General features: G+C 56.2%; 12 protein-coding genes. 3 read left to right on the forward strand and 9 right to left on the reverse strand.

Annotated elements, in window-relative coordinates:
• The first annotated feature begins 30 nt into the window (after positions 1-30).
• The 3 genes from BLU89_RS00005 to BLU89_RS00015 all read left to right on the forward strand — a co-directional run bounded on the left by BLU89_RS00005 (position 31) and on the right by BLU89_RS00015 (position 2,243).
• Positions 31-336 (forward strand): chorismate mutase, encoded by a 306-nt coding sequence (locus BLU89_RS00005; protein WP_143030495.1) that lies wholly within the window; start codon positions 31-33, stop codon positions 334-336.
• Between the two features lie 50 nt (positions 337-386).
• A complete protein-coding gene (gene folD, locus BLU89_RS00010; RefSeq protein WP_074733438.1) occupies positions 387-1,277 on the forward strand; it encodes a bifunctional methylenetetrahydrofolate dehydrogenase/methenyltetrahydrofolate cyclohydrolase FolD in 891 nt (296 codons plus the stop codon).
• A gap of 228 nt (positions 1,278-1,505) precedes the next feature.
• Positions 1,506-2,243: a LytTR family DNA-binding domain-containing protein gene (locus BLU89_RS00015; protein WP_074733440.1), complete on the forward strand. Its 738-nt coding sequence runs from the start codon at positions 1,506-1,508 to the stop codon at positions 2,241-2,243.
• 3 nt (positions 2,244-2,246) lie between these two features.
• On the opposite strand, the gene pdeM is transcribed toward BLU89_RS00015, so the two are convergent.
• From pdeM to BLU89_RS00060, 9 genes are all read right to left on the reverse strand, one after another.
• A complete protein-coding gene (gene pdeM, locus BLU89_RS00020) occupies positions 2,247-2,909 on the reverse strand; it encodes a ligase-associated DNA damage response endonuclease PdeM (RefSeq protein WP_074736226.1) in 663 nt (220 codons plus the stop codon).
• A 41-nt stretch (positions 2,910-2,950) separates the two neighbouring features.
• Positions 2,951-5,362, reverse strand: a complete 2,412-nt coding sequence (locus BLU89_RS00025; protein ID WP_074733441.1) for a ligase-associated DNA damage response DEXH box helicase — start codon at positions 5,360-5,362, stop codon at positions 2,951-2,953.
• A gap of 49 nt (positions 5,363-5,411) precedes the next feature.
• On the reverse strand, positions 5,412-6,719 hold the full coding sequence (locus BLU89_RS00030; RefSeq protein WP_074733443.1) for an ATPase: 1,308 nt from the start codon (positions 6,717-6,719) through the stop codon (positions 5,412-5,414).
• 116 nt (positions 6,720-6,835) lie between these two features.
• On the reverse strand, positions 6,836-7,381 hold the full coding sequence (locus BLU89_RS00035) for a prepilin peptidase (RefSeq protein ID WP_074733444.1): 546 nt from the start codon (positions 7,379-7,381) through the stop codon (positions 6,836-6,838).
• 3 nt (positions 7,382-7,384) lie between these two features.
• Positions 7,385-8,236: a tetratricopeptide repeat protein gene (locus BLU89_RS00040; RefSeq protein ID WP_074733446.1), complete on the reverse strand. Its 852-nt coding sequence runs from the start codon at positions 8,234-8,236 to the stop codon at positions 7,385-7,387.
• Between the two features lie 25 nt (positions 8,237-8,261).
• Complete coding sequence (locus tag BLU89_RS00045) at positions 8,262-8,789, reverse strand: tetratricopeptide repeat protein (RefSeq protein WP_074733447.1); 528 nt, start codon at positions 8,787-8,789, stop codon at positions 8,262-8,264.
• Between the two features lie 70 nt (positions 8,790-8,859).
• The gene (locus tag BLU89_RS00050; protein WP_074733449.1) at positions 8,860-9,837 is read right to left on the reverse strand and encodes a type II secretion system F family protein; all 978 of its coding nucleotides are present in this window, start codon (positions 9,835-9,837) and stop codon (positions 8,860-8,862) included.
• Between the two features lie 10 nt (positions 9,838-9,847).
• Positions 9,848-10,816 (reverse strand): type II secretion system F family protein, encoded by a 969-nt coding sequence (locus tag BLU89_RS00055; RefSeq protein WP_074733450.1) that lies wholly within the window; start codon positions 10,814-10,816, stop codon positions 9,848-9,850.
• A 12-nt stretch (positions 10,817-10,828) separates the two neighbouring features.
• On the reverse strand, positions 10,829-12,268 hold the full coding sequence (locus tag BLU89_RS00060; protein WP_074733452.1) for a TadA family conjugal transfer-associated ATPase: 1,440 nt from the start codon (positions 12,266-12,268) through the stop codon (positions 10,829-10,831).
• Between the last annotated feature and the right edge of the window lies 1 nt (position 12,269).

A 12,269-nucleotide genomic window follows, 5' to 3' on the forward strand; every position in this document is an offset into this window, starting at 1 on the left:
GGGAAATTCCCGGGCCATGAGGAGATGAACATGCCCACTCTGACATCGCCAAAAGACTGCCATACAATGCAGGACTTGCGGGTTCAGATCGACAAGCTGGATCGCCAGTTGATCGACATGCTTGTGATGCGCGCAGAATATATTGATCGCGCATCCGAGTTGAAACCGGGCGAGGGTTTGCCTGCTCGTATTCCGGATCGAGTCGAAGAGGTGGTGCAAAAGGTGCGCTCCGGTTCGGCCGAGGTCGGGTTGGACCCAAATTTGGCCGAGCGGTTGTGGCGCATATTGATTGACTGGTCGATTGCGCGTGAGGAACGTGTGCTCGGCCCCGAGTAAAGACCAGGCGCGCAAGCACCCATAGGGCTTTTGAAAGAAGGGATCAAAGGATGACTGCTCAAATCATCGATGGCCGGGCATTTGCCGCCAAAGTGCGCGCACAGGTGGCCGATCAGGTTGCAAAGCTGAAGGAAAAAACTGGTATCACCCCCGGTCTGGCTGTGGTTCTGGTGGGCGAAGACCCGGCCAGCCAGGTCTATGTCCGCTCCAAGGGGCAGCAGACAATCGAAGTGGGCATGAACTCATACGAGCATAAGCTGCCTGCGGACGTATCCAAGGATGAGCTTTATGCGCTGATCGACAAGCTGAACAACGATCCGGCTGTTCACGGCATTCTGGTTCAATTCCCTGTGCCCGATCATTTGAGCGAAACTGAGATCGTGTCGCAGATCGATCCTGGCAAGGATGTTGATGGCCTGCATGTCGTCAATGCGGGCCTGTTGGCATCGGGTCAGAAGGCGATGGTGTCCTGCACACCGCTGGGCTGCCTTATGTTGTTGCGCGATCACTTAGGGTCCCTGTCCGGCTTGGATGCTGTCGTTGTTGGGCGCTCGAACCTTGTGGGCAAACCGATGGCGCAACTGTTGGTTCGCGACAGCTGCACGGTGACCATCGCGCATAGCCGCACCAAGGATCTGCCTGATGTGGTCCGTCGCGCTGATATCGTCATCGCCGCAGTTGGTCGCCCTGAAATGGTGCCGGGCGACTGGATCAAGGAAGGCGCAACCGTGATCGACGTGGGCATCAACCGGATCGAGCGGGACGGCAAGAACAAACTGGTCGGTGATGTCGACTATGCCACCGCTGTCGAGCGTGCTGGTGCCATCACCCCGGTTCCGGGAGGTGTGGGGCCGATGACCATCGCCTGCCTCCTCGCGAATACGCTGACGGCTGCGTGTCGCGCGAATGGCTTGCCAGAGCCTGAAGGACTGACCGCGTAACTCGATACCGGAGGTAAGTCCGGGCGCAGTCTACAAAGACCGATTGGCCGGAGAGCGAATAAGCTCTTCGGCTTTTTTGCACCCCAGTAAAGGGTTGCAGATACAGGCGCGTATTAACTTGACCTCACGTCCTCTGGTGATAAGCCTTCTATTCCAGATGTTTACAGAGTTAAAATACCCTCTGTCTTTATATTTTCTGGTTTGGCCGTTGGGGGTCTGTTACTTGGTATGATGTCGAAACTGAGCCCGATCATCTCAATTTGTGGTCTCCAACGTATCCTGGCGGGCCTCGTTTTCATCCCATTGCTGGCTTATTCGTTCGCGCCCTTCCGGGATGTGACTTTGCCGTTTTCACAGCGATTGCTGTTCTGGGCAGGTGTCATGCTGCTGGCGATAGCGGCCACCTGGTCGGCTGGAAGGCTGGTTCGCGAATGGCTAAATCTTTCGGGATTGCTGATCCGGGATCTTGCTTTTGCTTTGTTGATTCTGGCCCTTTTTACCCCATCTCTTTGGCTGCTGAGTTGGATCGTCTTCACGTTGAACGGGCTGATGGCGCCCGGCTTGTTGATGGTCATCCCTTATGGCCTTTTATTTGCCACCGGACTATTGCTGGTGCGCCAAAGGGAAGACGATACTGAGCCCGAGGGAACACAGCGGCCGCGCCTCTACAATCGATTACCCGCAACGTTTCAGGGGCAGGTTTGTCGGTTGACCGTACGTGATCACTATGTCGAAGTGGTCACCTCTGAAGGGACGTTCACCATCCGCTCGCGCTTTACTGACGCCATTGCCGAGATGGAGCCGGTTCCCGGCCATTGCACGCATCGGTCACACTGGGTCGTGGACGCGGCGATTGTTGGGGTCGCGAAAGAGGGAGGCAAACCCCACCTGTGCCTCAGCAATGGTGATCAGGTTCCGGTCAGTCGAAAGTACAAGCAGCAGCTTGTGGATGACGGGTTGCTTTAGCAGCTATCTCGGCATCGGGATTAGTCGAGGTTGTGCTCCAGTAAGAATAGCACGAGCATCCGGCGCCATGATGTCGGTCAGGGCCTTGTCGGTACTGTGTAGCCCTCCGGTATAGGCGCCGTAGGCGGGCAGGATCAGGCGGGTGTCATCCAGCAGAAAAGCAGCGCGCGTGATCGAGCGTCCTTTGGCATTCAAACAGACTTTGGGGTGGTAGTGGCCCGATATCTCTCCCCGCCCGTCAGTCCGGGCGATGTGGCGAAAGATAAGGTTGCCGCACACCCAGTCCGACAGATGCATACCGCCCATTTCGACCGGACCCGGGTCGTGGTTCCCCTCAATCCAGATCCAGCGCCGCCCGGCCTGCAGGGTCACGATCTGCGACTTGTCCTCGCTTGCCAGCGCGTCCGAGGCATCCAGATCGTCAAAGCTGTCGCCCAGACAGATAACCGTGTTGGCAGCCGTATGGGCCAGATCACGCGCCAATCGGGTCAGTGTCTCGCGGCTGTCATAGGGGGGGAGGGCAGGACCACCCCGGCGGACGATCCGTTCTGATTTGCCCAGATGCAAATCCGAGACGCAAAGCAAGGCGTGAGCCGCGCACCACAACGCACCAGACCCCAGCGCGGTCAGACGTTGGCCCGCAAAGGTGAAATCAATCCCGTTCATGATCCGTTCTTCGTTCGATTCTGCAGGCGACGCAAGGGTATTCACGCAGGCTCTAACCCAGCTGTCTGCAGTAACCGGGCGCTTTCTTCTGCCAGCAGGCGTTCCTCGGCCTCGCCCTTGACAGGGACTTTTCCAACCTCAAGGAACAACGGTGCCGCCAACGGAGAAACACGATCAAGCCGCAGCAGGTCGATCCGGTCTCCGATCCGGGCGATCATGGATTCGATTCGTCCAAAATCGACCAGGCCGCGCATGGCTTCCTCGCGGGTGATCTGCATCAGCAGATGATCCGGGTCGTACTTTAGCAACGTGTCATAGAGGATATCTGACGAGAATGTCGCCTGCCGACCGCTCTTGCGCTGGCCGCCTGTGTTACGCTCGATCAGTCCCGCGATTGTCGCCGATGCGCGAAAGGTGCGTTTCATCACCGCGTTGCCAGCCAGCCAGGTCTCCAAACCGTTGCGCAGCGCGTCCGGTTGGAACAGCGGGCGCGGGTCGGTTACCGCGTCCAAACCCCAGATCAGGGTTGCATAATCGGTTGCCACAAAGCCCAACGGGGCAAGGCCGATCTCTTCCATGCGCTTGGTCAACAGTAGCCCCAATGTCTGTTGCGCATTGCGACCGGCAAAGCCGTAGACGCAAAGATGCTCGCGCCCATTGTCGGGAAAGCTTTCGATCAGCAATCGGTCTCGTTGTGGTAGGCGTGAGATTTCGCGCTGCAACCCCAGCCAATCGGCAGTGTGACGGGGGAGTTGAGGCCAATCCGGCTGTGCGAACATCCTCAATATCCGGTCGCTCAACTGTGTGGATGTGGCGAATTTGGTGCCCGAGAATGTCGCGATCTTGGGCTTGCGGTCGGCGCGGCGGCTGACCTCGACCACCATTTCTCGCAGGCCTTCATAGCGGACAATCTGACCTCCGATCAGAAATGTATCACCCGGGGTTAGTGAGGCCGCGAACCCCTCTTCGACCTCGCCCAGAGGTTTGCCACCACGATTGCGTCGCAGCCGAACCTTCAGCGTATCTGTGTCTTGAATAGTACCCAGATTCATACGGATACGCTGCACCGCCCTGGGATCGCGCAATCGCCATGTTCCATCAAGTTGTTGCTGCAAACGTTGCCACCGATCATAGGCGCGCAGGGCATAGCCACCAGTGGCGCAGAACTCCAAACAGGCGTCGAAATCGGCGCGGGTGACCTGCGCATAGGGCCCGGCAGCTGTCATCTCGGCATAGAGCGCATCTGCGTCGAACGGCCCGGCTGCAGCGGCGATCAGGATATGTTGGCACAGAACGTCCCGAGGGCCGGGCCCGCGCGGGTCGCCATCCAGATCATGGGCACCCACTGCTTCAAGCGCCGCAACGCATTCGACCACCTCGAACCGGTTGGCGGGTACAAGGATCGCCTTCGACGGAGCGTTGTACTGATGGTTCGCGCGACCAATTCGCTGCACCAACCGTTTGACGTTCTTTGGCGCGCCGATCTGGATCACCAGATCAACATCGCCCCAGTCGATGCCCAGATCGAGGCTACCGGTGCAGACAATCGCCCGCAGATCACCGCGGACCATCGCTGCCTCGACCCGCTCGCGCTGTTGCCGATCCAGACTGCCGTGGTGGACACCAATGGGTAGGCCCTCCTCGTTGGCGAGCCAGAGGTTGTGAAAGAAAATCTCAGCCTGCGCCCGGGTATTATGAAAGATAAGTGTCGTTTTGTGCTGCTTGATCTGTTCCATCACCGCCGGGATCGCATAGGCTGCGCCTCCGCCTGACCATGGGGGCATTTCATGCGTTTTTAGCATTAAGATGTCAGGGTCGGGTCCGGGATCGGCCTGTATGATCCTGCAAGGATCAGGGTGGCGGGCCAGAAATCGCGCGATGGCTTCGGGGTCTTCGACTGTGGCCGACAGGCCAACACGACGCAGGTTGGGGCACAGCGACTGCAAACGCGCCAGCGCCAACATCAACTGATCCCCACGCTTGCTTTCTGCCAGCGCATGTATCTCATCAACGATGATGCGCTGGACGTTCTCAAACATCCTGGGCGCATCTTCGTACGATGTCAGCAGCGCAAGGCTCTCTGGTGTTGTCAGTAAGATATGTGGTGGGTCAGCGCGCTGACGCTTTTTTTGCGTGGCCGAAGTGTCACCAGTGCGATCCTCAATCCGGATGGCCAGTCCGATTTGTTCCACTGGAACACGCAGGTTGCGCCGGATATCCGCCGCCAGCGCCTTGAGCGGTGAGACGTACAGCGTGTGCAGACCGTCATGCTGCCCCTCAGCCAGTTCGGCCAAAGAGGGCAGAAAACCAGCCATGGTTTTGCCGCCTCCGGTCGGAGCAATGAGAAGGGTCGCGGGGTCTGCTGCCCGGTTGAACATTTCTTGCTGATGCGGATGGATCGCCCAGCCTTTGTTCGAAAACCAGTTATGGATTGCCGGAGGAATCTGCACCATCCGGCAAACCTATCGCACGCCTCCAGCCATGAAAACCGTGACCCGGGGATCAGTGAATGATCTTTTCTTCCTTCACGAACATGTTCGCCCATGCGCGGTCGATCAGGTCCGGGTTCATTTGATAGGGAATGCCCTCAAACTCGCAGATCGAAATCATCTGGTCGATCAGGAAGATCGGCTGATAGTTGGCATAGATATTGTTGATCGTCGGGTATTTGACCTTCAACAGATGCACCAGAGCGGCTTCGTCCAGCGGCATCCCGCGCTTGCGCGCCACCATGGCGAAGATTTTCAGGAAGTTCTCTTGGTTCGGGCCATCGATCTTGATCTTGAAGAAGATCCGGCGCAGGGCCGCTTGGTCAAAGATTTCATTCGGGTGAAAGTTGGTCGAGAAGATGACCAGCGTGTCGAAGGGTACTTCGAACTTCTCACCAGATTGCAGGCCAAGGATATCCTTGCTTTCTTCCAGCGGAACAATCCAGCGGTTGATCAGGGCCTGAGGGGGTTCGGCCTGACGCCCAAGGTCGTCCACGATGAAGATGCCGCCAGTCGATTTCAGCTGCAAAGGCGCCTGATAGGTCCGCGCGGTGGGGTTGTATACCAGGTCCAACATGCTGAGCGATAGTTCACCGCCGGTCACCACGGTCGGGCGTTCGCATTGCACATAACGCGTATCGAACCGTTTGCGGCGACGCAGGCTGTTGGGGTCGTCCTCTTCCTGCTCGATTGCGTTGTGCACAATCGGGTCGTAGACCGTGATCACCTGACCGGCATATTCGATAGCGCGCGGAACATAGACATTATCCCCCAACGCATCGCGAATACCGTTCGAGATTGATGATTTGCCGTTTCCCGGGGGACCATACATCAGGATCGACCGGCCCGCGCTGACAGCGGGGCCCAGATGATCCAGCAGACTGTCGGGCAGAACCAGATGGCCCATCGCACCGGTCAGCTGGTCACGGGTGACCTGAATGTTGCGGATCGACTGGCGCTTAACCTGCTCGCGATACACGTCCAACGGCACCGGCATGGCACCGAAATACTCGGACTGGCTGAGCGCATCCAGCGCGCGGGCTTTTCCCGCATCGGTCAGCTGATATCCCATTTCATTGCCAGAGTTTGCATTCAGCGTACCGGTCGCTTCCAGCAGTTTCTGTTCACGTGCAATGTCGACGATTTCCTGTGTCACAGAACCGGGCAGGCAGATGGCTCCGGCGATTTCACTGACCGTATCGACGTTTTTGCGAAAGATAGTCTTTAGCAAAATGTCCCGCATCATCACCAGCGGAAGTTGCATTTCACCCAGGCCTTTGGGGGCAGGGGGGGCAATCACAGAAGAGGTCTGCATATTCATGAGCGGGGCTCGTTCATCCAAAAATCACACCAAAGGCCCTTGCGAGGCCGGTTCAAAGGAATTTGGCGCGGATTTGTGGCAGGACCATGGCGTGGGCAAGGCGCGCTGATGATTGTTTACGATCCGCGAACTATGCCGAAAATCAGATAAACAGCCAGGCTGCCTGCCAGCGTCAGGCCCATTGGGAACTGCTTGCCACGATCCCAGCTTTCCCAATGTGGCGCGATCTGGCGCAGCTGGGTGTATTTCGCCAGTCGATGGGCAGAGAACGCTCCAAGAAGCGTTGCCGTAAGGATGATCATAACCAGCATCAGATCACCGAACCATACAAAGGCCGCAGCGACAGCACAGAATTTGGCGTCTCCGGCCCCCATCACTCCGGCGGCGTTCAGTGCGATGCCAATTATCAGGACGACGATCATGTGAAGCAGTTGCCAGCCGTAAATGGGCAGAGTCAGGGATATTGGGCCAAGGTCGCCGGGACTCCACGGTCCACTCCAAGGCGGCAGGGCAATGAGCCCAACGATAAGGTAAACAACCCCCAGCGCAACGACGGCGTGGTTCTTTATCCGCATCTCACGCATATCCGTGAAAGCGACGTAGAAACAGATCGGCAGAACAAAGGGTAGGAACCACGCTGCCGCTGCCGAAGGTATGTACATAAACTAGGCTTCCTCAAGCGCGCGGAGCGAACGGACCGCCTCATCATAATGTTGCGGATGGGTTGAGATCGCCTCGCGATAAAGGTTTTTGGCGACGTTTACATCGCCCTGTTTTACCGCCGAAATTGCCATTGTATTCAACAAGCGGGCCCGTTCGATCTGCGTCATGGGGACAACCGGAATATTGTAGTTGCCCTGTGCGCTGCGCGCCAGAACCAGGTTGTTCTTAGCGGTGAACAGTGAATTGTCCTGCCGAATAGCGTCGGTAAACAGGCGTTCGGCCTCCTCATATTGCCCACGGGTCAGTTTCGAATAGCCCCAATTGTTCATCACCCCCGCCGGGCGCGTCGTCAGACCAACCGCGGTCTCGTAATAGTGGTCGGCGCGCTTCCAATCCTTTCGGGAATCCGCAACCAGTGCCTCAAGCCGATACCGTTTGAAAGTTTCGAAGGTCGGTGGAATTTTGTCCAGCGTCGCCTTCGCACCATCCCAGTTACCGCTACGGATCTGAGCATCCGCATACTCAATGCGATCCGCATTGTTTGCGCCTTTCATGCCCAGCACTCGTTTCCACGCGGCAGCGGCTTCAGTGCTGCGTTTGGCGCGGTTCAGAGTGATTGCAAGGCCGCGCTGCAGGTCGATCCGGTCGGGATTCTTGGCGGCTGCACTTTGGAAATAGGTCACCGCCTCATTAGGGTCGGCCGCGTTCAGCATCACGTCATTCAGGTTGGTCTCGTCAATGACGTTCACTTCCTGAAATGTACGCTCGACCTTTTCCTCTTCGCTTTCTTTTGCGCAGGCGGTCAGAACCAGCCCGCACGCAATTATCGTCGGAATCAAGAAGGGTTGGCGCATTTTTGCGTCCTTTACTGCTCTGCCTCTATTGCCGGGTTTTGCGCAGAACGAATTCTCCGTTGCCACGCTGCTCCAGCTCAAATTCTTGTTCTTGTGGAGTATTATTAACAGGATTTTCCATTTTTGCGAGTGCTAACCGCAGATTGTCGCGGATTGCGTCACTTTCGCCATTGTCCAACGCATAGGCACGGCGGAACATCTGCGCTGCTTCGGAATACTCACCCGTTTCTACCAGGAAGACACCCAGGTTATTCCACGCCACAGGCCACTCCGGATCATCCTCGATCGCGCGACGCAGCAGGGGTTCGGCTTGCCCGATCCGTCTGAGCCCAAGATTTGCCGTACCAAGCGAAGTCAGGATCTGTGGTGTCATTCCCTGTTGCAAAGCAGCACGGGTAAAGGATTCAAGCGCAAGCTCGTACTCGCCAGCCGCCATCAAACGGTTGCCGACGGCGACCTCATCGACCGTAGGTCCATCGGGGTCGAGGCCGGGTGCAAACGGATCATCTGTTGAACTTGTTTCAGTGCACGAGGCCACCATGGCAAGTACCATGATGGCCTGAACTAATCTGCGGAGGCACAAACCTTTGGGTCTGACCGCCCTGTTTGACAGGGCGTGGGCGTTATTGGCTTCCAAACTCCATGATACCTTTTGCCGAGGGACCAACAAGAATGACCAGAAGGGGGGGGACGGTCAGCATCATTGTGGCGAGTGTCATTTTCGTTGGCAACTTATTAGCGGCTTCTTCCGCGCGCATCACACGCTTGTCACGCATTTCATCGGCATAAACCCGCAAAGCCTCTGCAATTGATGTACCAAAGGCGGCTGACTGGATCATCACGGTCACAAAGGCGCTCACGTCCTGAACGCCGCAACGGGTTGCAAAATCGCGCAGGACGATATCTCTTTCTTTACCGGCCTTCATCTCATAGGCAACCACTTCGAATTCCAGTGCGATATCGGGATAGGACGCCTTCATTTCACGTGCCACTCGAACGATGGCCTGATCAAGCGATTGTCCGGCCTCGACACAAACCAGCATCAAATCCAGCGTGTCCGGAAAGCCGTTGATAATTGCTTCCTCTCGCTCAGCGACGCGCCGCGTAATCCAGTATTTTGGGATAAAATATCCGGCGATCCCAGGGCCCAGAACGCGAAGGAGAAGCTGCGTCGAGTCAAACTCCTGATCGCCTGCAAATACTGTTACCAGCGAAATTCCGATCAGGATTCCGACAATCCCCAACGCAAACTGAGCAAAGTGGTAGAAACGAACCGCGTCCTTGGACTGATAGCCTGCCTGACGCAGCTTTAGCTGTACGGCCGTGTATTCCTCTGCGTTTTTGGGTTCGAGGAAGTTGGCAAACTTTTCAAGCTGCTCGTTGCGGCTTGCGTTTCTCAGGCGCTCTTTCTTTTCTTTCTTGTTCCCCTTGGGCGCTGAGTTTGAACGCTGCAGCTTTTTCAGGGGATCTTCCGGCTGATTCAGCATCAGTGGGATCGTGACAAGGATCATGATCAACCCCAGAGCACCCACGATAATCAGGGGGCCGAACTCGCCCAGGTGCGATTTCAACAACTCGTTGATCTGGCTTAGAATTTCCATATCAGCACCTTTAAACCTTAATGTCGGTCAGGATTTTCATGACGATCAGGTTCAAAGTCAGCATGATGCCAACAAAGAAACATGCGGGGATGAAAAACGGGTGGTCCATCACTGAATCGTAGTAGTGCGGATCGTTGACCAGGATGAATAAGAGACATGCCACCGGAAACCCGGACAGAAACTTGCCTGACCACTTTGCCTCAGCGGTAATGGCATTTACCCGTCGGAACAGGCGGAACCGGGCCCGGATCACTTTTGCGAGGCCTGCAAGAATATCGGCAAGGTTACCCCCCGATTGTTGCTGAATGGAAACCGCAACCGCTAGGAACCGCAAATCCTGCATATCCAGCCGTTCCGCCATATCCTTGAGCGCTTCGCCAACATCGCGTCCATATGCAGATTCATCCGAGATGATGCCAAATTCGGTGGCAAGTGGGTCTTCAACCTCATTCGCAACGATCTGGATCGAGGATACAAACGGGTTACCAACGCGAAGTGATCGCACCATGAGTTCGACCGCATCAGGAAGCTGTTCTTCGATCAAAGCCATGCGTTTCTTGGCTTTATTGTTCACCCAGGTATAGACAGCGCCGATTCCAATAGCGCCAGATAACGCGATCCGAAGCACTAGCTCGGTTCCTGTCGCCACGCTAAGGGCGGCGAAAACCAAACCAGACACCAGCACCATAATCAGGATCAACTGCCTGGGCGAGAAGGCGATCGCGGCTTTTTGCGCCTTGTCAGCCAGAAGCGAGTAGAGCGGGATGCTCTGAGACTTCATGTGCTGCTGCATTTCTTTGCGCAGCTGCTCAAGTACCTGTTCGCGACCGACACCCTTGTCGATCATATCCAGCCTGCGATTGACGCGGCTGTTTAAGCTGATCGATTTTCCGAAGGCGACTAGATAGATACCTTCAACCAGGGCAAAAACCCCGACGAAAATCACGATATAGATGAGCGCCTCGACCGGCAGTTGCATAGTTCTATTCTCCTACATCGTCGTCGGGTCGTAGATCGAGGCGGGCAAGTCGAAGCCCCACAGACGGAAGCGCTCAGAGTAGTGGCTGCGCACGCCCGTTGCCGTGAAATGACCGATGATCTTGTTGTCGGGTGTCAGGCCAACACGTTGAAATTTAAAAAGTTCTTGCATGGAAATCACATCACCTTCCATGCCGGTGATCTCGGTGATTGATGTCATCCGGCGCGAACCATCCTGCAGTCGACTGGCCTGAACGATCAGGTTTACAGCTGATGAAATCTGGCTGCGGACCGCCTTGATCGGCATTTCGATCCCGGCCATCGCAATCATATTCTCCAGACGCGAGATGCCATCTCGGGCTGAGTTGGCGTGGATCGTCGTCATTGATCCGTCGTGGCCGGTGTTCATGGCCTGCAGCATGTCGATAACCTCGGCGCCACGCGTCTCACCGACGATGATACGGTCAGGGCGCATACGCAGGGCGTTTTTCAGACAGTCACGAGGGCTGACTTCACCTTTGCCTTCCACGTTGGGTGGGCGGCTTTCCATTCGACCTACATGGGTCTGCTGCAGTTGAAGTTCCGCCGTATCCTCGATGGTCAGGATACGTTCGGCATCGTCGATAAAGCTGGACAAGGCATTCAGCGTCGTCGTTTTACCGGAACCCGTACCACCCGAAACGATGATATTCAGGCGTGTCGACACAGCGGCCTGAAGATAGGCGGCCATCTCTTCCGTGAAGGCTCCGAAATTGACCAGATCGTCGATACCCAGCTTGTCTTTCTTGAACTTACGAATGGAGACCAGCGAGCCATCGACCGCAATCGGGGGTACCATTGCGTTGAAACGCGAACCATCTGCCAGACGGGCGTCAACGTAAGGATTGGACTCGTCAACACGACGACCTACGGCAGACACGATCTTGTCGATGATCCGCATCAAGTGCTTTTCGTCTTTGAACGTGATGTCGCTTATTTCCAGCTTACCGGAACGTTCGACAAAAATCTGTTGCGGCCCGTTGACCAGAATATCGTTGACCGAGTCGTCTTGCAGCAGGGTCTCCAACGGGCCAAGACCAGTCACCTCGTCATAAAGCTCTTTGTTGAGCTGGGTGCGGTCTTCACGGTTCAGAACGATATTGCGCGATTCCAAAACTTCACTGGAAATAGCGCTGATTTCGGTCCGCAAATCGGACTCTTCCGCCTTTTCAAGGGCAGCGAGGTTCAAGTTTTCAAGCAGTTCGCGGTGCAGCTCAAGCTTGATCTCACCCAATCGTTCCTTGCGCTTGCGTTCCTTATCGGTGCCTACGACTTCGCCAGATTTTTTCTTGATCGGTTTGCGTGCTACCGCGGTCGCGGACGGGGCTGCCGCGGGCGTTGCCACAGGCGCTTCTTTCAGCGCTTTGGTCTCGACCGGCTGTGCCGAAGATGATTTCTTGTATCTTGAGAACACG

Origin of the sequence: Ruegeria halocynthiae (genome assembly GCF_900106805.1) — a bacterium.
In the GTDB taxonomy this organism is placed as follows: domain Bacteria; phylum Pseudomonadota; class Alphaproteobacteria; order Rhodobacterales; family Rhodobacteraceae; genus Ruegeria; species Ruegeria halocynthiae.

What these genes read in the sequence shown, in the direction of transcription:
- BLU89_RS00005 (WP_143030495.1), top strand. Translation starts at nt 31, where the DNA reads ATGCCCACTCTGACATCGCCAAAAGACTGCCATACAATGCAGGACTTG.
- folD (WP_074733438.1), top strand. Translation starts at nt 387, where the DNA reads ATGACTGCTCAAATCATCGATGGCCGGGCATTTGCCGCCAAAGTGCGC.
- BLU89_RS00015 (WP_074733440.1), top strand. Translation starts at nt 1,506, where the DNA reads ATGATGTCGAAACTGAGCCCGATCATCTCAATTTGTGGTCTCCAACGT.
- pdeM (WP_074736226.1), bottom strand. Translation starts at nt 2,909, where the DNA reads ATGAACGGGATTGATTTCACCTTTGCGGGCCAACGTCTGACCGCGCTG.
- BLU89_RS00025 (WP_074733441.1), bottom strand. Translation starts at nt 5,362, where the DNA reads ATGGTGCAGATTCCTCCGGCAATCCATAACTGGTTTTCGAACAAAGGC.
- BLU89_RS00030 (WP_074733443.1), bottom strand. Translation starts at nt 6,719, where the DNA reads ATGAATATGCAGACCTCTTCTGTGATTGCCCCCCCTGCCCCCAAAGGC.
- BLU89_RS00035 (WP_074733444.1), bottom strand. Translation starts at nt 7,381, where the DNA reads ATGTACATACCTTCGGCAGCGGCAGCGTGGTTCCTACCCTTTGTTCTG.
- BLU89_RS00040 (WP_074733446.1), bottom strand. Translation starts at nt 8,236, where the DNA reads ATGCGCCAACCCTTCTTGATTCCGACGATAATTGCGTGCGGGCTGGTT.
- BLU89_RS00045 (WP_074733447.1), bottom strand. Translation starts at nt 8,789, where the DNA reads ATGGTACTTGCCATGGTGGCCTCGTGCACTGAAACAAGTTCAACAGAT.
- BLU89_RS00050 (WP_074733449.1), bottom strand. Translation starts at nt 9,837, where the DNA reads ATGGAAATTCTAAGCCAGATCAACGAGTTGTTGAAATCGCACCTGGGC.
- BLU89_RS00055 (WP_074733450.1), bottom strand. Translation starts at nt 10,816, where the DNA reads ATGCAACTGCCGGTCGAGGCGCTCATCTATATCGTGATTTTCGTCGGG.